17 protein-coding genes are annotated in these 20,290 nt (G+C 61.3%); 12 read left to right on the top strand and 5 right to left on the bottom strand.

The annotated features are described in order from the left end of the window. The first annotated feature begins 319 nt into the window (after positions 1-319). Positions 320-694 (top strand): histone-like nucleoid-structuring protein MvaT, encoded by a 375-nt coding sequence (gene mvaT / locus HX803_RS15420; RefSeq protein WP_178921766.1) that lies wholly within the window; start codon positions 320-322, stop codon positions 692-694. 90 nt (positions 695-784) lie between these two features. On the opposite strand, the gene sbcB is transcribed toward mvaT, so the two are convergent. Then, complete coding sequence (gene sbcB, locus HX803_RS15415) at positions 785-2,212, bottom strand: exodeoxyribonuclease I (protein ID WP_178921764.1); 1,428 nt, start codon at positions 2,210-2,212, stop codon at positions 785-787. Positions 2,213-2,378: 166 nt separating this feature from the next. Between sbcB and HX803_RS15410 the strand changes: the two genes are divergently transcribed. Genes HX803_RS15410 through HX803_RS15385 form a run of 6 tightly spaced genes read left to right on the top strand, consistent with a single transcriptional unit; the run spans position 2,379 to position 9,043 of the window. Next, a complete protein-coding gene (locus HX803_RS15410; RefSeq protein WP_178921762.1) occupies positions 2,379-3,071 on the top strand; it encodes an RDD family protein in 693 nt (230 codons plus the stop codon). After that, entirely contained in the window at positions 3,068-4,048 is a 981-nt protein-coding gene (locus HX803_RS15405) for a stage II sporulation protein M (RefSeq protein ID WP_178921760.1), read from the top strand. Before HX803_RS15410 ends, HX803_RS15405 begins: the two co-directional genes overlap by 4 nt. Continuing rightward, the gene (locus tag HX803_RS15400; RefSeq protein WP_178921758.1) at positions 4,035-5,564 is read left to right on the top strand and encodes a DUF4129 domain-containing protein; all 1,530 of its coding nucleotides are present in this window, start codon (positions 4,035-4,037) and stop codon (positions 5,562-5,564) included. The genes HX803_RS15405 and HX803_RS15400 overlap by 14 nt, the downstream gene beginning before the upstream one ends. After that, positions 5,561-6,718, top strand: a complete 1,158-nt coding sequence (locus HX803_RS15395) for a DUF4350 domain-containing protein (RefSeq protein WP_178921756.1) — start codon at positions 5,561-5,563, stop codon at positions 6,716-6,718. The genes HX803_RS15400 and HX803_RS15395 overlap by 4 nt, the downstream gene beginning before the upstream one ends. Continuing rightward, entirely contained in the window at positions 6,715-7,704 is a 990-nt protein-coding gene (locus HX803_RS15390) for a MoxR family ATPase (RefSeq protein WP_178921754.1), read from the top strand. Before HX803_RS15395 ends, HX803_RS15390 begins: the two co-directional genes overlap by 4 nt. Before the next feature lie 7 nt (positions 7,705-7,711). Further along, complete coding sequence (locus HX803_RS15385; RefSeq protein WP_178921752.1) at positions 7,712-9,043, top strand: DUF58 domain-containing protein; 1,332 nt, start codon at positions 7,712-7,714, stop codon at positions 9,041-9,043. Between the two features lie 57 nt (positions 9,044-9,100). On the opposite strand, the gene HX803_RS15380 is transcribed toward HX803_RS15385, so the two are convergent. Next, the gene (locus HX803_RS15380; RefSeq protein ID WP_178921749.1) at positions 9,101-9,460 is read right to left on the bottom strand and encodes a PilZ domain-containing protein; all 360 of its coding nucleotides are present in this window, start codon (positions 9,458-9,460) and stop codon (positions 9,101-9,103) included. A gap of 218 nt (positions 9,461-9,678) precedes the next feature. Continuing rightward, positions 9,679-10,053 carry a tol-pal system YbgF family protein gene (locus HX803_RS15375; protein WP_176994337.1) on the bottom strand — a complete coding sequence of 125 codons (375 nt, stop codon included), beginning with the start codon at positions 10,051-10,053 and terminating at the stop codon, positions 9,679-9,681. 173 nt (positions 10,054-10,226) lie between these two features. Here HX803_RS15375 and pyk point away from each other — a divergent pair, with 173 nt between their 5' ends. Continuing rightward, a complete protein-coding gene (gene pyk / locus HX803_RS15370) occupies positions 10,227-11,678 on the top strand; it encodes a pyruvate kinase (protein WP_178921747.1) in 1,452 nt (483 codons plus the stop codon). Between the two features lie 180 nt (positions 11,679-11,858). Here the strand turns inward: pyk and HX803_RS15365 are convergent, their stop codons facing one another. Next, a complete protein-coding gene (locus HX803_RS15365; protein ID WP_178921745.1) occupies positions 11,859-12,608 on the bottom strand; it encodes an enoyl-CoA hydratase-related protein in 750 nt (249 codons plus the stop codon). A 30-nt stretch (positions 12,609-12,638) separates the two neighbouring features. Further along, complete coding sequence (locus HX803_RS15360; protein WP_178921743.1) at positions 12,639-13,571, bottom strand: iron-sulfur-binding ferredoxin reductase; 933 nt, start codon at positions 13,569-13,571, stop codon at positions 12,639-12,641. 217 nt (positions 13,572-13,788) lie between these two features. On the opposite strand from HX803_RS15360, the gene HX803_RS15355 reads away from it, so the two are divergent. The 4 genes from HX803_RS15355 to HX803_RS15340 all read left to right on the top strand — a co-directional run bounded on the left by HX803_RS15355 (position 13,789) and on the right by HX803_RS15340 (position 20,244). Continuing rightward, positions 13,789-15,312: a fumarate hydratase gene (locus tag HX803_RS15355; RefSeq protein ID WP_176994341.1), complete on the top strand. Its 1,524-nt coding sequence runs from the start codon at positions 13,789-13,791 to the stop codon at positions 15,310-15,312. 254 nt (positions 15,313-15,566) lie between these two features. After that, positions 15,567-17,333, top strand: a complete 1,767-nt coding sequence (locus tag HX803_RS15350; protein WP_178921741.1) for an ATP-binding protein — start codon at positions 15,567-15,569, stop codon at positions 17,331-17,333. After that, the gene (locus HX803_RS15345) at positions 17,327-18,652 is read left to right on the top strand and encodes a sigma-54 dependent transcriptional regulator (RefSeq protein WP_178921739.1); all 1,326 of its coding nucleotides are present in this window, start codon (positions 17,327-17,329) and stop codon (positions 18,650-18,652) included. Before HX803_RS15350 ends, HX803_RS15345 begins: the two co-directional genes overlap by 7 nt. Positions 18,653-18,924: 272 nt before the next feature. Then, on the top strand, positions 18,925-20,244 hold the full coding sequence (locus HX803_RS15340) for an MFS transporter (RefSeq protein ID WP_178921737.1): 1,320 nt from the start codon (positions 18,925-18,927) through the stop codon (positions 20,242-20,244). Positions 20,245-20,290 lie beyond the last annotated feature (46 nt).

Here is a 20,290-nt window from a genome sequence, read left to right as displayed (position 1 = left end):
CCATTCTAGCGATTGCGCAGAAAATCTGCAGTATTCCTTGTGGCTTATTCTGATCCCCCGTGCCAGCCACACCCCTTAATAGCGTAAGGTTTTACCCTTGCTACATGGCGGTACAACGGCAAGATCAGGGAAATATCAAAAAACAACGGCGATTATCTTTAGGCCTACGACCTACTAATTAACTCGATTGCATAGCTTCGCCACAAACATTCAAAGTAATTCACATAAATGCCTTGTTAAATGTTTACTTGACGAAATTGCCTGACTATTATTGCCCCACTCCCCTTGTTCAACCCGCGCTCTACATAAGGTAGTCCCCATGTCTCTGATCAACGAATACCGTGCCACCGAAGAAGCTATCAAAGAGCTGCAAGCCCGTTTGAAGAACCTGTCCCAAGACGACAAGCTGCAAACCGAGCTGGAATTCGAAGGTAAACTGCGCGCCCTGATGGGTGAATACTCCAAATCCCTTCGCGACATCATCGCGCTGCTGGATCCAGAGTCAAAAGTTAAAGCGCCACGCGGTGCTGTGAAAACTACTGGCACCAAGCGCGCTCGCAAGGTCAAGCAATACAAGAACCCACACAACGGCGAAGTGATTGAAACCAAAGGCGGCAATCACAAGACCCTGAAAGAGTGGAAATCCAAGTGGGGCGGTGACGTGGTTGAAGGCTGGGCAACCCTGCTGGGCTAAGCCTCATCGCGTGTTAACCTGATACGCAACACATTAAAAACGCCAGCTTGCTGGCGTTTTTTATTGCCTGGGTATTTTGTTGTTACCCGATTACAGATTCAGGCGAGCCGCTAAAGAGTCGGCATACACCTGCCATTGGTCGAGTACCTGACGCTGAAACGGCGTAGCACTAACAACCAACTCCTCAGCGGCCTGTTTAAATGCCTCAAGGGTATTGGGCGCTCCCCATTCCGCGCTCGACAAACGCTGCTGACAAAAAAGTTTCCAGCGCTGTTGCTCCTCGCTGTTCAAGGTTTCAGGAAAGTTACGCGCACGGTAGCGAAACAATAATTCCGGCAAACGATGATCATCGAAAGGCCACTGCTCACGCGCGAGTTGCAGTGGTTCAGCTGCTCGCACTTGTTCACATAAACGACGATCACGATCACCGATAAATCCATCGTAGAGCTGCTGCTCCGGGTCCGCACTCGGTTCGAAATCTTCCTCGGCGTAAATGGCTGCCAACTTGTCCCGCCACACTTCCTGTGCGTCAGTTAGTCGCAGCGCCCTTGCCAGGCAAGTCTCCTTATCCAGCTCAAGCCGCTGGAGGTCCGGCCCACGCAGCACATTCAATGGGGCGACCACCGGGCAACGGTTGATATGCACCAACTTGAGCGGCACCGGCAATTCGCCGTCGGCCAATTCATCACGACGCGTGTAAAGGCGTCGGCGCAACGTATCGGCATCAAGGTCCAGCAAGCCTTGTGGATCCAGCCCCAGATCACACACGATCAGCGCATTGCGATTGCGTGGGTGCCAGGCCAGCGGCAGCACGATACCCAGGTAATGACGCTCGGCAGAAAATCTCCCCGAAATGTGCACCATCGGTTGCAGCAGGCGCACCTGATCCATCACCCGTTGCTTGCTGCGCAGTTGAAACAGCCACTCATACAACTTGGGCTGTTTCTCTCGGACCAGACGCGCCAGGGCGATGGTGGCACGCACATCGGACAGCGCATCGTGAGCCTGCCCATGGTCGATGCCGTTGGCCTCGGTCAGTCGCTCCAGTTTCAGGGTGACGCGCCCATCCTGTTCGGGCCAGACGATCCCTTCAGGTCGCAGCGCGTAGGCGGTGCGAACCACATCGATCAGGTCCCAACGGCTATTGCCACCCTGCCATTCACGGGCGTAAGGATCGAAAAAGTTGCGGTACAAGCTGTAGCGCGTCATCTCATCGTCAAACCGCAGGGTGTTATAGCCGGCACCGCAGGTTCCCGGAGCAGCCAGTTCGGCGTGCACCCGGGTCATGAAGTCGGCTTCCGCCAACCCCTTCTGCGCCAGGACGCCAGGCGTGATACCGGTGATCGCGCACGCGGCCGGGTGCGGCAGGATGTCATCGCTGAGCTGGCAATGAAGATTGACCGGTGGGCCGACCTCGTTGAGTTCGAGATCGGTACGAATCCCGGCAACCTGCAGCGGGCGATCGCTGCGCGGGTTGATGCCGGTGGTTTCGTAGTCGTACCAGAAAATGGTGGTCACGGGCTGTTCCTGTACTGAAGATCGGCAAAGTCTAGGCGCTGCAAGGCGTCAGAGGCCAGCGATAGATTACTGTACAAATACCCAGTAAAAACTTGAATGGTTGCTTCCACCGTCGACACTGCTAGCATCCGTGTCACTCAGCCGCTCTGCACTGCCAAGGATCGCAATGCCATCAGTTCCGTTGGATACCCGCTACCAGATCGAGACCCCGGAGGGTATCGATCTGCCCTTGCGCCCTGCCGGCCTGCTGCCACGTGCAGTGGCCTTTGCCTTTGACCTGGGGGTGCGCGGGCTGATCATGGGTATCCTGCTCATACCTCTGGCCCTCCTGGGCAACATCGGTATCGGCCTGGGCTCGTTGCTGCTGTTCCTGGTCAGTTGGTGGTACATGGTGCTGTTCGAGGTGCTGAACCAGGGCTGCTCCCCCGGCAAGCAGGTCATGGGCCTGCGGGTGGTGCAAGACGACGGTACGCCAGTGGGCTGGTCCGCGTCACTTATCCGTAACCTGCTGCGTTTTGTCGACATGCTGCCCTTCGGCTACTTCCTGGGCGCCATCAGTTGCCTGCAACACCCCCATTTCAAACGCCTTGGCGACCTGGCTGCGGGCACGCTGGTGGTCTACCGCGAACGGCCACTGGCTCGCCCTCAGGTGCCCCAGGCCCAAGCCTTGCGCCTGCCGTTCCCACTGGAGTTGAGCGAGCAGCGGGCGATCCTTGGCTTTGCCGAACGCCAGGGTGAGCTGTCTGCCGAACGAGTGCATGAACTGGCCTCCATCCTCGCCACGCCCCTGCAGGTGTCTCCGGCCCGTGCCGTCGAGCAACTCAATGGTGTGGCGCGCGGACTGTTGGGGCCAGCATGAAGCAGAGCCTGTTCGAAAGCCGTCACCAACCCCAATGGCAGGCCTTTGCCGAACAACTGAATCAGTTGGAGCAAGGCAAGGCCAAGGCGAGTGACATGGCCGAGTTCCCCCACCACTATCGAAGGCTGTGCCAGCATCTAGCACTCGCCCAGGAGCGAGGCTATAGCAGCTACCTGGTCGATCCACTGCAGCAACTCGCCCTGCGAGGCCATCAACAGCTGTATCGCCATCGTAGCCAACTGACCGCTAATGTCCTGGGTTTCATCCTGGCAGGCTTTCCGCGGCTGGTACGGGAGCAATGGCGTTTCGTATTGATCGCCAGCCTGCTGTTCTTTGCCAGCCTGGTGGGCATCGCCTTGCTGGTCTACCTGTTTCCCGACCTGATCTACAGCATCGTCAGCCCCCAGCAGGTCGCCGAGATGCAGGCCATGTACAACCCCAACGCCAGCCGCCTCGGCCGTGCCGCCGAGCGTGCATCCAGTGAAGACTGGATGATGTTCGGCTACTACGTGATGCACAACATCGGCATCGCCTTCCAGACGTTCGCGGCCGGCTTGCTGTTTGGCCTGGGCAGCGTGTTCTTCCTCATATTCAACGGCTTGATCATCGGCGCAATCTCCGGGCACCTGACCGATATCGGCTACGGCCAGACCTTCTGGTCGTTTGTCATCGGGCACGGCGCCTTCGAACTGACGGCCATTGCCCTCGCGGGCGCGGCGGGCTTGCAACTGGGCTGGGCACTGATTGCCCCGGGACGACTGACCCGAGGTGAATCCCTGCGCCTGGCAGCCCGCAAAAGCGTACAGATGCTCTGCGGCGTCATGATATTCCTGCTGATCGCAGCCTTCATCGAGGCCTACTGGTCTTCCACCACAACGATCGCGCCCTGGGTCAAGTACCTGGCAGGCGCCGCACTCTGGCTGCTGGTGGCAGCCTACCTGACGTTTGCCGGGCGGGTATCCCATGCGCCTGAGTGATGCCAGCGTAGTGATCCGCCCGCGCACCACCTGGGAAGCCATGGACCTTGGCGTGCTCATGGCGCGTCAGCACCGTGGGCTGTTGATGGGCAGTTGGGCGCTGATTACCTTGCCGGTATTTGCACTGCTTACCGTCTTGCTCTGGGACTTCCCCACCCTCGCCATGATCCTGTTCTGGTGGCTCAAGCCCGCCTTCGACCGCCTCCCCCTGTACATCCTGTCCACGGCATTGTTTGGTGACGCCCCAAGCCTGAGGCAAGCGGTGCGCCACTGGCCAAAGTTGCTCAAGGGCCAGTTGCTGGTCAGCCTGACCTGGCGTCGGTTCAGCCTCAGTCGCAGCTTCCTGTTGCCAGTCAGCCAACTCGAAGGACTGGACGGCCAGGCACGCCAGCGACGCCTAGGCGTGTTGCTGCAACACAACGCCGGGGCTGCACGCTGGCTCACCCTCCTTGGAATGCATCTGGAAATCGGCCTGTGGTTCGGCTGCATGGCCCTGTTCTACTTCTTCATTCCTCAAGAAGTCGAACTGGACTGGGACTGGCAACGGCTGGCACTTGCAACCGCCTCCGAAGGCCTGTGGCTGGAGCATCTGGGTAACGCGTTCTATGCGTTGGTGTTGATATTCTGGGAGCCCATCTACGTCGCCTGCGGCTTCAGCCTCTACCTCAACCGCCGCACCGTGCTGGAAGCCTGGGACTTGGAGCTGGTGTTTCGCCGTCTGCGCCAACGCCTGGGCAGCGTTGCGATGTTGATGTTGCTGGTGGTCGGGCTGCTGCTCGTACAGGCCAGCCCTCCGGCCTGGGCCGAGGAGCCCAATAGCCACACGCAACTGAGTACCCAAGCTGCGAGCCAGGCCATCAAGGCGCAAATGGAAAAGCCGCCCTTCAAGAACCCGGAAACCGTCACGCGGTATCGTTTCGGTGAGGAAAAAACCGCCGTCAAAAACCGCGCGCACGGTGAAGGTCAATTACCCGCCTGGCTGCAGGCCCTGCTGGACAGTTTCAACAGCAATACCTTCAAGCACGCTGCCCAGGGCTTGGAGGTCATCCTGTGGAGCGTGCTGATCGGCGGTCTGGCGCTGCTGGTCTGGCGCTATAGGGACTGGCTTCGCGCCTTCGTCAGCCGACGCCCCACACTCCCGCACAAAATGCCCAAGCCGGCCCCCGCCCAATTGTTCGGCCTCGACCTGGGCCTCGAAACCTTGCCCGAGGACATCGCAGGTACCGCCGAAGCACTCTGGGCCACGCGTCCCAGGGAAGCCCTTGGCTTGCTGTATCGCGGCTTGCTCAGTCGCCTGCTGCACGACTTCCACCTGCCACTCAAAGACGCCGACACCGAAGGCCAGGTCCTGGAACGCGTTCACCACCTGCAACAACCGCAGTTGCTGGCCTTCAGTGATGAACTGACGCGCCACTGGCAGAACCTCGCCTACGGTCACCGCCTGCCCCCGGTCACAACCCAGCAAAAACTGTGCAGCGACTGGCGCGCATTGTTCAGCTCGGGAGCCGTACGATGAATCGGTTTTTACTGTGGATCGGTCTGCTGCTGACATGCCTGCTGGGTGCCGGCGCGTTTTACGCCTGGCACAAGGCAATCCCCTATGAAGAAGTCGTCGACCGTGGACCATCGCCGGAGGCCCGGGCGAACCCTTATCTTGCAGCCGAGCACTTCCTGCGCCAGCAAGGCCTGACCGTAACCCATGCCAATAGCCTTGAACCGCTCGCCGCCCTGCCCCCCAAGGGCAACAGCCTTTTGCTACTGGGTGAACGCAGCAATATGACACCTGGCCAGGTGAGCCAACTGCTCGCCTGGGCAAAGTCCGGCGGCCATCTGCTGGTGGTCGCCGAAGCGTTGTGGGATGAAGAGGCAGGTAGCAGCGGTGACCTGCTGCTTGATCGCCTGAATATTCATCAGGCATTGAGCGAGGCATTCGACGAACCGGCCTCCCCGAGAAAGAAGAAAGCGCCGGACCTGACCAAGCTGTATGTCGACAATGAAACCGCGCCGGCCTATTTCAACTTCGACACCGACTTCAACCTCACCGACCCCAAGCACCTGGCGCAGTTTTCCGCCAACAGCGCCAAATCCAGCCACTTGATGCAACTGGATTTCGGGGACGGCCGCGTGACGGTGGTAACCGACAGCGACCTGTGGAAAAACCCGAGTATCGGCCAGTATGACAATGCCTGGCTGCTCTGGTATCTGAACCAGGGGACTGACGTGACGCTGCTGTTCCATACCGACGTGGACAGCCTGCTCACGCTGTTGATGCGTTACTTCCCCCAGGCGCTGGTGGCCCTTGTCGCGCTGATTGCCCTGGGGCTCTGGCAGGCCGGCGTGCATCAAGGCCCTATCACGGCGCCGGCGCCCAAGGCCCGTCGCCAGTTGCAGGAACACCTGCAGGCCAGTGCCGATTTCTTGCTGCGTCGCGGTGGCCAAGGCGCCTTGCTACGCGCTTTGCAACAAGACATTCAACGCGCCGCTCGCCGACGCCACCCAGGCTTCGAGCACCTTGAAACGGCAGAACAGTGGCAGGTGCTTGAACGCCTGACGCACCAACCCTCACACGTCATCAGCCAGGCCCTTGGTCCACTTGGCGAAAAACGGCTCAACAGCGCCGATTTCAGTCGTCAGGTGGCGTGCCTGCAAACTCTCAGGAATGCCTTATGAGCGATTTTCCAACGGCTATGACCTCCGAACACCTGCTACACGCCAGCCAGCAAGCACAGGCCCTGCGCATCGAATTGCGCAAGGCGGTGATCGGCCAGGACCCGGTGATTGACGATGTGCTGACCGCCTTGATCGCCGGTGGCCACGTGCTGCTCGAAGGCGTACCCGGCCTCGGCAAGACGTTGCTGGTGCGTGCGTTGGCGCGGTGTTTTGGTGGTGATTTCGCGCGTATTCAGTTCACCCCCGACCTGATGCCCAGCGACGTCACCGGCCATGCCGTGTACGACTTGCACAGCGAGCAGTTCAAGTTGCGCAAAGGCCCACTGTTCACTCACCTGTTGTTGGCCGACGAAATCAACCGTGCACCTGCCAAGACCCAGGCCGCGTTGCTTGAAGCGATGCAGGAGCGCCAGGTCACCCTTGAAGGTGAAGCACTGCCCATCGGGCAACCGTTCATGGTGCTGGCCACTCAGAACCCCATCGAACAGGAAGGCACCTACCCCTTGCCTGAGGCCGAGCTGGACCGGTTCATGCTCAAGGTGCGCATGGACTACCCCGATGCCAGCCAGGAACTGGACATGGTGCGCGAGGTCACCCGCTCCTCCAGGGCCGACATGCTCGACGTGCAGCCGCTGCGCACTGTGCTTCAGGCTCAAGACGTGCTGCGTCTTCAGGAGATCGCCAGTGAGCTGGCCCTGGACGAACAGGTGCTCGACTACGCCGTGCGCCTGGCCCGTGCCACGCGCAGTTGGCCAGGCTTGACCCTGGGCGCCGGCCCGCGGGCCTCCATTGCCCTGGTGCGCGGCGCCCGGGCCCGGGCCTTGTTGCGTGGCGGGGAATTCGTCACCCCGGATGACATCAAGGGCTGCGCATTGGCTGTACTGCGCCATCGGGTACGTATTGCACCGGAGCTGGACATCGATGGGCTGGAAGTAGACCAGGTGCTCAAACAGATGCTGGACCAGATTCCGGCACCTCGACAGTGACGCCCTCATGAAGCCGACCCGACTGTTGTTAAGCTGGCTGGGTGTGCTGCTAGGCCTGAACATCCTGCTCGGCGCGGCTGAAGCCTTGCAGCTCAAGGTACCCGGCACCCTGCACTCGATTGCCTGGGGCCTGTTGCTCGCGCTGTTATTGCTGTCACTTCTGGATGCTGTGCGGTTGCGTCGCAGGCCCCCCGTTCAGATCGAACGGCAGATGCCTGGCAGCCTGGCACTCGGACGTTGGGGTGAAGTACGCCTGAGCCTGGCACACGGCTTCTCACAGCCCCTGACGGTGCACGTGTTCGACCACACGCCCGATGGCCTGAGCGTGGAGAACCTGCCCCAATCCATAATAGTGCGCCCCGGCGAACGCAGCGAGCTGGGCTACCGCTTGCGCCCTCTGCGTCGTGGGCATTTCAGTTTCAGCCGCTGTGAGGTCCACCTGCCCAGCCCGCTTGGGCTATGGTCGGCACGACGGTTTGTCGAGGTGAATGACACCACCCGCGTCTACCCCGACTTTGCCCGTTTGTACGGTGCACAGCTGTTGGGTGTGGATAACTGGCTGAGCCAACTCGGCGTGCGACAACGCCAACGCAGGGGCCTGGGGCTGGAGTTTCATCAACTGCGCGAATTTCGTGAAGGCGACAGCCTGCGTCAGATCGATTGGAAAGCCACTGCCCGGCAACGCACCCCCATCGCACGCGAGTACCAGGATGAGCGTGACCAGCAAATCGTGTTCATGCTCGATTGCGGCAGACGCATGCGCAGCCAGGACGGCGAGTTATCGCATTTCGACCACGCGCTCAACGCCTGCCTGCTGCTCAGCTACGTAGCGTTACGCCAGGGTGATGCCGTGGGGTTGTGCACCTTTGCCAGCGATCCGCCACGCTACCTGGCCCCGGTCAAGGGAAGCAGCCAGTTGAACCTGCTGCTCAACGCGGTTTACGACCTGGACACCACCCGACGCACAGCCGACTACGAGGCTGCCGCCAGCCAATTGCTGGCTCGGCAAAAACGCAGGGCGCTAGTGATTGTCGTGACCAACTTGCGGGATGAGGATGATGAAGCCCTGATGGCTGCGGTCAAGCGCATCAGCCGACAACACCGGGTGCTGGTAGCCAGCCTGCGCGAGGAAGTCCTCGACCAACTGCGTCAGGCACCCGTGCAAACCTTGCCCGAAGCGCTCGCCTACAGCGGTACGATCGACTACCTCAACACTCGAAACGAGCTGCATGACCGCTTGGCCGCACAGGGTTTGTCGCTGCTGGACACCTTGCCTTCGGAACTGGGGGCCGCCTTGGTGACACGCTATCTGGGCTGGAAAAAAGCCGGAGCATTCTGAAACATGCGTCGACCGCAGCCTGGGCTGGCCCAAAACCGGGTCGACAGGGCTTGATGACTAGGCAGACGCCTGCAAAGGATCGAAGCTGAAATAGTCCTGCAAAGCGCCGATCACGCGCGCGTACTCATCGGACGCCTGCGTCACACTGAACCCCGAGTCGTAGTGCTGAGGGTTGATATCTTCATGACTCCACAGGCACGTCGCCGTGATGTCGACTGCGTGGAAGTCGCCCTCAGGCCCCGGGATCTTAAAGCGCAACTCGAAGTCAACGTCGACCATCATGGGCAATTGGCTGATCAACATCAGGCCGTCTTCGGAAACATTGCCCAAATAACCAATAGGTTTATCCGTACGGCGATTAAACACCTGCAGGAAATAAGGAAGTTGGTGTCGCTCGATCCGTCGCTCGGTAAACATGGTCGTCATCCAGTGGCCATGAGTCAGGCCATGTCAGTGATTCGGAACGGGCCAAGAGCCCACTCTCCCCCGGATCTCGGTGTGGCAACAGGTCTCCCTGTGTCACTGGACTGCTGCCGAATCAGGGCCCTGCATTCGCTCAAAAAAACTTGTACAAACGAACAATCGAAGGATAGCCCAAGACTGGCAACGGGCCAGCTATAGGATGACAAATATCATTACAAAGACGCCGGACGCGGTTGTGCAACGCTGGCCCCCGGGTAATGCCCCAACTGCTGCAAGGTGTCGAGCCGGGCACGGGCACGGTACGCGTACTCACTCGAGGGGTACTGGGTAATGATGAACTGGTAGGTCTGGACCGCATCGACGAACAGCTTCTGCCGTTCCAGGCATTGCCCGCGCAACATCGACACTTCCGGCTGCACATAACGACGGGTGCGGCTCTCGCGATCAACCTGGGACAACTCCAGGGTGACGCGCTCGCAATCACCCACCCCGTAGGCACGGTAGGCGTTGTTCAAATGGTGGTCCATCGACCAGCGGGTGCAGCCGACAACACTGACGGCCAGGGCAGCAACGAGCAAAATTCGCATGAGGGTTCTCCTGTCTTGTGCAGTGTATCGACCCCTCGTCGAAAATCTTCAAGGGTGTTCGTATTCACTCGCAGCAAAAACAAGTCAATCGTCGATAAGTAGTGCAAACGAACAATGACTACAACGAAAGAGCATAGTAGCCTTCCTCAGCGCTTGAACTCAGGAGTCTGTGCATGTCCGTCCGTCGTACCAAAATCGTCGCCACCCTTGGCCCGGCCAGCAACTCGCCGGAAGTCCTCGAACAGCTGATTCTGGCTGGTTTGGACGTTGCCCGTCTGAACTTCTCCCACGGCACCCCGGACGAGCACAAGGCTCGCGCCAAGCTGGTGCGTGACCTGGCTGCCAAGCATGGCCGCTTCGTGGCGCTGCTGGGTGACCTGCAAGGCCCGAAAATCCGTATCGCCAAATTCGCCAACAAGCGGATCGAGCTGAAGATCGGTGACAAATTCACCTTCTCCACCAGCCACCCGCTGACCGAAGGCAACCAGCAAGTCGTGGGTATCGACTACCCGGACCTGGTCAAGGACTGCGGCGTCGGCGACGAGCTGCTGCTCGATGACGGCCGTGTGGTAATGCGCGTCGACACCGCCACCCCGACCGAACTGCATTGCACCGTGATCATTGGTGGCCCGCTGTCCGACCACAAAGGCATCAACCGTCGTGGTGGCGGCCTGACCGCACCGGCCCTGACTGAAAAAGACAAGGCTGACATCATTCTCGCCGCCGAAATGGAAGTGGACTACCTCGCCGTGTCCTTCCCGCGCGACGCCGCCGACATGGAATACGCCCGTAAACTGCGCGACGAAGCCGGCGGCACTGCCTGGCTGGTGGCAAAGATCGAACGCGCCGAAGCCGTGGCAGACGATGAAACCCTCGACGGCCTGATCAACGCGTCCGACGCCGTGATGGTTGCCCGTGGTGACCTGGGCGTGGAAATCGGCGATGCCGAGCTGATCGGTATCCAGAAGAAAATCATCCTGCACGCTCGCCGCCACAACAAGGCGGTGATCGTGGCGACCCAGATGATGGAGTCGATGATCCAGAACCCGATGCCGACCCGCGCCGAAGTGTCCGACGTGGCCAACGCCGTGCTCGACTACACCGACGCCGTGATGCTCTCGGCTGAAAGTGCTGCCGGCCCCTACCCGCTGGAAGCGGTGCAAGCCATGGCGCGCATTTGCCTTGGCGCTGAAAAGCACCCGACCAGCAAGACCTCCAGCCACCGCATCGGCAAAGAGTTCGAAAGCTGTGACCAGAGTATTGCCCTGGCCGCCATGTACACCGCCAACCACTTCCCGGGTGTGAAGGCGATCATCGCCCTGACCGAAAGTGGCTACACGCCGTTGATCATGTCGCGTATCCGCTCTTCGGTACCGATCTACGCGTTCACCCCACACCGTGAAGCTCAGGCCCGCACGGCGATGTTCCGTGGTGTGTACACCGTTCCGTTCGACCCAGCTTCGCTGGCACCGAACGAAGTCAGCCAGAAGGCAATCGACGAGCTGGTCAAGCGCGGCGTTGTGGAGAAAGGCGACTGGGTCATCCTGACCAAGGGCGACAGCTACCACACCACCGGTGGCACCAACGGCATGAAGATCCTGCACGTGGGCGACCCGCAGGTTTGATGTGACACGCTGAAAAACAAAAGCCCCGCCATGTAGATGGCGGGGCTTTTTGCATTTCATGGGTTCGTGTCGAACTCGGTCAAATGTGGGAGCGGGCTTGCTCGCGAATGCAGTGTTTCAGTCGACGGATTCATTCGCTGATCCACCGCATTCGCGAGCAAGCCCGCTCCCACATTTTGATCAGCGCTTGGTAATAAACGCCGACAACGCCTCAATCGCCTCCGGCGACTTCAAGCGCTGGGTAAACAGGGCGCCCTCCTCCTCGATCACCTGCCGCAGCAGTTCGCGGTCGACGCTCTTCATCAGCTGTTTGGTCACTTGCACCGCTCCCGGTGCCAGGGTTTCAAACCGCTCGGCCATTTCCCGCGCCTTGACCAACGCCGCGTCACCGCTACCCAACGCCTCGGTGGCAATGCCCCACGCAGCCGCCTGTTCGCCTGTAAACCCCTCGCCCAACAGCAACAATTCAGCCGCCTTCGCGTGCCCCAACAAGCGCGGCAGGATCAGGCTCGAACCAAACTCCGGGCACAGGCCCAGGTTGACGAACGGCATGCGCAGGCGCGCATCGCGACTGATATAGACCAGGTCGCAATGCAGCAACAGCGTCGTGCCGATTCCCACCGCCACGCCTGCCACCGCAGCGATCACCGGCTTTCGGCAGTTGAGCAGGCTCTTCATGAAGTGAAACGGCGGGCTGTCGAGGTCGCTGGGCGGCTGCTCGAGGAAATCGCCGACGTCATTGCCGGCGGTAAAGCACTCACTGCTGCCCTGGATCAGCACGCAGCGGATGTCGGCATCCGCGTCAGCGCCTTCGAGGGCTTCGGCCAGTTGCGTGTACATGGCGCGGGTCAGGGCGTTTTTCTTGTCGGGGCGATTGAGCTGCAAGGTCAGCAGCCCGCGCTCGCGTTGTTGCAGGATGGCGTCGGTCATGGTGAGTCTCGCGACGGTGGAATTCAGCGCTCAACCACGGGGCAGGAACACGTCGGCCAGCAGTTGATTACGCGGCAGCCCCGCCAGGAACAGGCGCTTGGAGAACGCCTCGACATTGCCAGGGTGCCCGCAGAGTAAAGCCAGAGTTTGCCGCGAAACAAGCCGCAGTTGCGCCAATGCCTGGGTCGCCTCGGCCGCGGTCCACAGCTCCACTGTCAGGTTCGGGTGCTGCGCGGCCAGCTGCGCCAGGGCTTCGGCAAGGTAATGTCCGTTGACATCATGGGCCAGGTGAATCAGGCGAATCGCGCCCTGGTGATCCTGGCGCAACGCCTCACGCAACACGCCCCACAAAGGCCCCAGGCCGGTACCAGAAGCCAGCAGCCACAGCGGCCGCGTATGCCAGTCCGGGTCGTAGTGCAATGCACCGCCGCGCAGTTCGCCCAGGCGCAGAGGGTCTCCCACCTGCAGTTGACGGGCCAGGTCGCTGAATTCGCCGGGTTGGCGGCAATCCAGATGAAACTCCAGGAACGCCTCTTCCTGGGGCAGGCTCGCCAGAGAATATGGCCGCGCCACCTGCCCGGCCCACAACACCAAGTGCTGGCCGGCGCGATACCGCAGGCCGCGCTCCGGCTGCAGGCGCAGGCGCAGCACCGTCGGGTTCAGCCAGTCGGCACCCACCACGTGCGCGGGCAGGCCATCGCGCTGGGGGTCAAAGGTTTCGACGTGCACATCCCCCAGGACCTGGCACTGGCACGCCAGGCGCCAGTCGTCCTGGCGCTGCGTGGGGCTCAAGGCCTCGGGTTGCTTGTCCTCGACCTCGCCCCGGCAACGCACCAGGCAAGTGTGGCAACTGCCGGCGCGGCAACTGTAGGGCACGGCCACACCCGCCTGGTTCAGCGCATCCAGCAGGTTGCTGCCGGGGGCGACCGACCAGTGGCGTTCGCCGACGTGCAGTTCAGGCATATAAAGGTCTCAGACACAGGGGACGCGCACAGGGAATCATGCCTGCGACAGTTTGACCATAGTCGGGTGTATCGGCCACCGAGCCGGGTTATACTGCCGCGCCTTTTTAGCGTCGCGCCTGCATCATTTTGGCGTGCCTTGGAAAGGTGGCTTCAGCCGACCGATGCAACACTGAAGCCACCTTTATTGAATGTTCCCTTATAGAGGAGCGCGACTCATGACCGTGATCAAGCAAGACGACCTGATTCAGAGCGTTGCCGACGCCCTGCAATTCATTTCCTACTACCACCCCGTTGATTTCATCCAGGCCATGCACGAAGCCTACCTGCGCGAAGAATCGCCAGCGGCCCGTGACTCCATCGCCCAGATCCTGATCAACTCGCGCATGTGCGCCACCGGCCATCGCCCGATCTGCCAGGACACCGGTATCGTCACCGTGTTCGTGCGCGTGGGCATGGACGTGCGCTGGGACGGCGCCACCATGGGCCTGGACGACATGATCAACGAAGGCGTGCGTCGCGCCTACAATCTGCCGGAAAACGTCCTGCGTGCATCCATCCTGGCCGACCCGGCAGGCGCGCGTAAGAACACCAAGGACAACACCCCGGCGGTGATCCATTACTCCATCGTCCCGGGTAACACCGTGGAAGTGGACGTGGCAGCCAAGGGCGGCGGTTCCGAGAACAAGTCGAAAATGGCCATGCTCAACCCGTCCGACTCGATCGTCGACTGGGTATTGAAGACCGTTCCGACCATGGGCGCTGGCTGGTGCCCACCGGGCATGCTGGGCATCGGCATCGGCGGCACCGCCGAGAAAGCCGCGGTGATGGCCAAGGAAGTGTTGATGGAGTCCATCGACATCCACGAGCTGAAAGCCCGTGGCCCGCAGAACCGTATCGAAGAGATGCGCCTGGAGCTGTTCGAGAAGGTCAACCAACTGGGCATCGGCGCCCAGGGCCTGGGTGGCCTGACCACCGTGCTCGACGTGAAGATCATGGACTACCCGACCCACGCCGCCTCCCTGCCGGTGTGCATGATCCCCAACTGCGCCGCCACCCGTCACGCACACTTCGTGCTCGACGGTTCGGGCCCGGCGTCGCTGGAAGCACCACCGCTGGACGCCTACCCGGAAATCGTCTGGGAAGCCGGCCCATCGGCCCGCCGTGTCAACCTCGACACCCTGACCCCAGAAGAAGTGCAGAGCTGGCAGCCAGGTGAAACCGTATTGCTCAACGGCAAAATGCTCACCGGTCGCGACGCTGCGCACAAGCGCATGGTCGAGATGCTGAACAAGGGCGAAACCCTGCCGGTGGACCTCAAAGGTCGCTTCATCTACTACGTCGGCCCGGTTGATCCAGTGCGCGAAGAAGTGGTGGGCCCGGCGGGTCCGACCACCGCAACGCGGATGGACAAGTTCACCCGTCAGATCCTTGAGCAAACCGGCCTGCTGGGCATGATCGGCAAGTCCGAGCGCGGCCCCACCGCAATCGAAGCGATCAAGGACCACAAGGCCGTGTACCTGATGGCCGTGGGCGGCGCTGCTTACCTGGTGGCGCAAGCCATCAAGAAGTCGCGCGTTGTCGCCTTCGCCGAACTGGGTATGGAAGCGATCTACGAGTTCGACGTGAAAGACATGCCGGTGACCGTTGCAGTTGATAGCAAGGGTGAGTCGGTGCACATCACCGGTCCTGCGATCTGGCAGAAAAAGATCAGTGAAAGCCTGGCGGTAGAAGTGCAGTAAGCACCTGACCGTTTGAATGAAGGCGACTGCGGCTCCACGGCCCAGTCGCCTTTTTTATGGCTGACACTTTTGTCAGGCCGAGTGCGACCAACTGTGGGAGCGGGCTTGCTCGCGAATGCGGTGTGTCAGTCACTGAATGAGTCTGCTGATATACCGTTTTCGCGAGCAAGCCCGCTCCCACAACAGCCCGCTCACTACAGACCTCGTGGCGCATGGTATGGTGCTCACCCCTTACTGTGCCTGCCCCTCACCGTATGATCGTGATCCCTCGCCCGCTGCGCCTGACCTTCTATTCGCTGCTGATCATTGCCGGCGCGGTGCTGGCCGCTGCCCTGGCCACACGCCACGCCGAACGCCAGGCCCTGGTGGACGATGCCGCCCGCGCCAATCAGCAGCTGGCGCTGTACGCCAATTCCCTGCACACCCTGATCGAACGCTACCGCGCCCTGCCCGCCGTGCTGGCGCTGGACTCGGAAATGATCCGCGCCTTGAAAGGCCCGCTGGATGCCAGCACCCAGGACCTGCTCAACCGCAAACTGGAGCGCATCAACGGCGCCGCCCAATCCTCCACCCTGGAGTTGATGGACCGCACCGGCCTGGCCGTGGCCGCCAGCAACTGGAACCTGCCGAGCAGTTACGTCGGGCACAACTATGCGTTTCGGCCCTACTTCAGCCAGACACTGAGTCAGGGCACCGGGCGCTTTTATGCCGTGGGCGTGACCACGGGCATACCCGGCTATTTCCTCTCCAGTGCGGTGGTGGATGAGCACGAGCAGTTCCTCGGTGCGATGGTGGTGAAGCTGGAGTTTCCCGAGCTGGAACGCGAATGGGCACAAGGCAATGACCTGCTGCTGGTCAGCGACGCGCGGGGCATTGTGTTCATCGCCAACCAACCGGGCTGGCGCTACCGCAACCTGCGCCCGCTGTCGGAGCAGGACCTGGCGGAGCTCAAGGCCACCCGTCAGTACGATAAAAAACACCTGCAGCCGCTGGAAAGCCAGCCTCTGCAACGCTTCGACGACAACAGCCACCTGATGCGCGTCAACGGCCCCGACGGCAGCGCCAATTACATCTGGGAATCCCTGCCGTTGAAGGCCGAGGGCTGGACGTTGCACCTGCTGCGTAAACCGCAGTTTGCCTTTGAAGACCAGCGCAACGCCGGCCTCGCCGCCGCCGGTTCCTGGCTGGCCCTGGTGTTCCTCGTGCTGTTCCTTACCCAGCGCTGGCGCCTGGCCCGTTTGCGCCAGCGCAGCCGTGAAGAGCTGGAACGATTGGTGGAAGAGCGCACCCAAGCCTTGCGCACCGCCCAGGACGGCCTCGTGCAATCGGCCAAGCTGGCGGCACTGGGGCAGATGTCCGCCGCCCTTGCCCATGAAATCAATCAACCGCTGACGGCCCAGCGCATGCAGCTGGCCACCTTGCGTCTGTTGCTGGACCACGGCCGCGTGGACGACGCCTACACGGCGCTGACCCCACTGGATGAAATGCTCACCCGCATGGCCGCCCTCACCGGCCACCTCAAGACGTTTGCCCGTAAAAGCCCGAGCGGCCTGCGCGAACGACTGGATTTGGCGTTGGTGGTCGACCAGTCCCTGCATCTGCTCGATGCACGCCTGCGTGATGAAGGCATCGGCGTGGTGCTCGACCTGACCCGCCCAGCCTGGGTCCGTGGTGATGCAATCCGCCTGGAGCAGGTGCTGATCAACCTGTTGCGCAACGCCCTTGATGCGATGGCCGACAAACCGCGTAAGCGCCTGGAAATCCGCCTGCAGGCTGACCAGCAACTGTGGCAACTGACCGTCAGCGACAGCGGCGGCGGGATAGCCGAGGAACACCTCAACAGCGTGTTCGACCCCTTCTTCACCACCAAGCCGGTGGGCGACGGACTGGGCCTTGGGTTGGCCGTGTCGTACGCTATCGTGCATGAATTGGGTGGACGCCTGATCGCCGGCAACCGAGGGGATGGCGCCGTGTTCACCCTGACCTTGCCCATCGCGCTGGAGACCCCCGACCTATGTTGAACGCGGTGATTGTGGTCGATGACGAAGCCAGCATCCGCACGGCCGTCGAGCAATGGTTGAGCCTGTCCGGTTTTGAAGTGCAGTTGTTCAGCCGCGCCGAGGAGTGCCTGGCGCAACTGCCCAAGGACTTTGCCGGCGTGATCCTGAGCGACGTGCGCATGCCGGGTCTGAGCGGCCTGGAACTGCTGGCCGAAGTGCAGCGCCGCGACGCCGACCTGCCGGTGATCCTGCTCACCGGCCATGGCGACGTGCCAATGGCGGTCGAAGCCATGCGCGAGGGTGCCTATGACTTCCTGGAAAAGCCCTTCAGTCCGGACGCGTTGCTCAATAGCCTGCGCCGGGCATTGGACAAGCGCGGGCTGATCCTGGAAAACCGGCGCCTGCATCAGCAGGCCGATGCCAAGGCGCAACTGGAATCCAGCCTGCTCGGCGTGTCCCGTGGGTTGCAGAACCTGCGGCGCCAGGTGCTCGACCTGGCGAGTTTGCCGGTCAACGTGCTGATCCGTGGCGAGACCGGCAGCGGCAAGGAACTGGTCGCCCGTTGCCTGCATGATTTCGGGCCTCGGGCGAAGAAGCCGTTCGTGGCACTCAACTGCGCCGCGATCCCTGAGCAACTGTTTGAAGCCGAACTGTTCGGCCACGAAAGCGGCGCATTCACCGGCGCCCAGGGCAAGCGCATCGGCAAGCTGGAATATGCCCATGGCGGCACGCTGTTCCTGGACGAAATCGAAAGCATGCCCCTGGCCCAGCAGGTCAAGCTGCTGCGGGTGCTGCAGGAACAGAAGCTGGAACGGCTGGGCTCCAACCAGAGTATCCCTGTGGACCTGCGCATCATCGCCGCCACCAAGCCGGACCTGCTGGAAGAGGCCCGCGCCGGACGTTTCCGCGAAGACTTGGCCTACCGGCTGAACGTCGCGCAACTGCGTTTGCCGCCCTTGCGTGAGCGTCGTGAAGATATCCCGCTGTTGTTCGACCACTTCGCCCGAAGTGCTGCCGAGCGCCTGGGGCGCAGCGTTGAGCCGTTGAGCGGCGCACAGCTGGGACGCCTGCTCAGCCATGACTGGCCGGGTAATGTGCGTGAGCTGGCCAACGTCGCCGAGCGCCAGGTGCTGGGCCTGGGTGATCCGGAACCGGAGGGCATCGAGGCCGGGCAGTCCCTGGCGGCGCAGCAGGAGGCCTTTGAAGCACACTGCCTGAAGGCGGCGCTGATGCGACACAAAGGTGATATCAAGGCGGTGTTGGCGGAGCTGCAACTGCCGCGGCGGACCTTCAATGAGAAAATGCAGCGGCATGGGTTGGTGCGGGAGATGTTTCTCTAGCGATCTTCAGGCCGCCATCGCGGGCAAGCCCGCTCCCACAGTTTGATCTGTGAACACATTCCCATGTGGGAGCTGGCTTGCCTGCGATGAGGCCGGCAGCCATAAGCGGATTTCCGCTCATCACCCAAAATTTATCAGCGACTTTCCGCTCAAAAAATCCCGCCAACCCTTCTAGGCCGGGCCTTCATCTACCTGGCACAGCTCCTGCTATAGCCCGAACCAGGCTGTGCCCAGGCACGCTCCATAAAAACAACTAGATGAAGGATCCTTCAATGGATAACTCCAACGCCCTGCCTCTGGGGTCGGCGGCCGCGCCGACGAAAGAGCGCACTACCTCAAGCCGCATCAAATCGATCTTCAGTGGTTCCGTCGGCAACATGGTCGAGTGGTACGACTGGTACGTGTACGCCGCGTTCTCGCTGTACTTCGCCAAGACCTTCTTCCCCAAGGGCGACACCACCGCCCAACTGCTCAACACCGCCGCGATCTTCGCCGTCGGCTTCCTGATGCGCCCGATCGGTGGCTGGCTGATGGGCCTTTACGCTGACAAAGTCGGGCGTAAAAAAGCCTTGATGGCCTCGGTCTACCTGATGTGCTTCGGCTCGCTGCTGATCGCCCTGAGCCCGGGCTATGAAATCATCGGCATCGGTGCTCCGATCCTGCTGGTGTTTGCCCGTTTGCTGCAGGGCCTGTCGGTGGGTGGCGAATACGGCACCTCCGCCACTTACCTCAGCGAGATGGCGACCAAGGAACGCCGTGGTTTCTACTCCAGCTTCCAGTACGTGACCCTGATCTCCGGCCAGCTCATCGCGCTGGGCGTGCTGATCGTGCTGCAGCAGTTCCTCACCACCGAACAGCTGTACGCCTGGGGCTGGCGTATCCCGTTCGCCATCGGCGCCCTGTGCGCGGTAGTCGCGTTGTACCTGCGTCGCGGCATGGAAGAAACCGAGTCGTTCACCAAGAAGGAAAAAGCCAAGGAAAGCGCCATGCGCACCTTGATGCGTCACCCCAAGGAACTGATGACCGTGGTCGGCCTGACCATGGGCGGCACCCTGGCTTTCTACACCTACACCACCTACATGCAGAAATACCTGGTGAACACGGTCGGCATGAGCATCTCCGACTCCACCACCATCTCGGCCGCCACGCTGTTCCTGTTCATGTGCCTGCAACCGATCATCGGCGGGCTGTCGGACAAGGTTGGTCGTCGCCCGATCCTGATCGCCTTCGGCGTCCTCGGCACCCTGTTCACCGTGCCGATCCTCACCACCCTGCACACCATCCAGACCTGGTGGGGCGCGTTCTTCCTGATCATGGCGGCGCTGATCATCGTCAGCGGCTACACCTCGATCAACGCGGTGGTGAAGGCCGAGCTGTTCCCTACTGAAATCCGCGCCCTGGGCGTGGGCCTGCCGTATGCACTGACCGTGTCGATCTTCGGCGGTACGGCTGAATACATCGCGCTGTGGTTCAAGAGCATCGGCATGGAGACTGGGTACTACTGGTATGTCACGGCGTGTATTGCCATCTCGCTGGCGGTTTACGCGACCATGAAAGACACCCGTAAACACTCACGCATCACCACTGACTAAAGGTTTAACTCGGTAAAAAATGTGGGAGCTGGCTTGCCTGCGATAG

Origin of the sequence: Pseudomonas sp. P7548 (assembly GCF_013386585.1) — a bacterium.
GTDB lineage: Bacteria > Pseudomonadota > Gammaproteobacteria > Pseudomonadales > Pseudomonadaceae > Aquipseudomonas.
This window is presented reverse-complemented; position numbering and strand designations above follow the sequence as displayed.

Bases quoted from the DNA above. Each gene is read 5' to 3' on its own strand.
- mvaT (WP_178921766.1), top strand. From the start codon at position 320: ATGTCTCTGATCAACGAATACCGTGCCACCGAAGAAGCTATCAAAGAG.
- HX803_RS15410 (WP_178921762.1), top strand. From the start codon at position 2,379: ATGCCATCAGTTCCGTTGGATACCCGCTACCAGATCGAGACCCCGGAG.
- HX803_RS15405 (WP_178921760.1), top strand. From the start codon at position 3,068: ATGAAGCAGAGCCTGTTCGAAAGCCGTCACCAACCCCAATGGCAGGCC.
- HX803_RS15400 (WP_178921758.1), top strand. From the start codon at position 4,035: ATGCGCCTGAGTGATGCCAGCGTAGTGATCCGCCCGCGCACCACCTGG.
- HX803_RS15395 (WP_178921756.1), top strand. From the start codon at position 5,561: ATGAATCGGTTTTTACTGTGGATCGGTCTGCTGCTGACATGCCTGCTG.
- HX803_RS15390 (WP_178921754.1), top strand. From the start codon at position 6,715: ATGAGCGATTTTCCAACGGCTATGACCTCCGAACACCTGCTACACGCC.
- HX803_RS15385 (WP_178921752.1), top strand. From the start codon at position 7,712: ATGAAGCCGACCCGACTGTTGTTAAGCTGGCTGGGTGTGCTGCTAGGC.
- HX803_RS15380 (WP_178921749.1), bottom strand. From the start codon at position 9,460: ATGTTTACCGAGCGACGGATCGAGCGACACCAACTTCCTTATTTCCTG.
- HX803_RS15375 (WP_176994337.1), bottom strand. From the start codon at position 10,053: ATGCGAATTTTGCTCGTTGCTGCCCTGGCCGTCAGTGTTGTCGGCTGC.
- pyk (WP_178921747.1), top strand. From the start codon at position 10,227: ATGTCCGTCCGTCGTACCAAAATCGTCGCCACCCTTGGCCCGGCCAGC.
- HX803_RS15365 (WP_178921745.1), bottom strand. From the start codon at position 12,608: ATGACCGACGCCATCCTGCAACAACGCGAGCGCGGGCTGCTGACCTTG.
- HX803_RS15360 (WP_178921743.1), bottom strand. From the start codon at position 13,571: ATGCCTGAACTGCACGTCGGCGAACGCCACTGGTCGGTCGCCCCCGGC.
- HX803_RS15355 (WP_176994341.1), top strand. From the start codon at position 13,789: ATGACCGTGATCAAGCAAGACGACCTGATTCAGAGCGTTGCCGACGCC.
- HX803_RS15350 (WP_178921741.1), top strand. From the start codon at position 15,567: ATGATCGTGATCCCTCGCCCGCTGCGCCTGACCTTCTATTCGCTGCTG.
- HX803_RS15345 (WP_178921739.1), top strand. From the start codon at position 17,327: ATGTTGAACGCGGTGATTGTGGTCGATGACGAAGCCAGCATCCGCACG.
- HX803_RS15340 (WP_178921737.1), top strand. From the start codon at position 18,925: ATGGATAACTCCAACGCCCTGCCTCTGGGGTCGGCGGCCGCGCCGACG.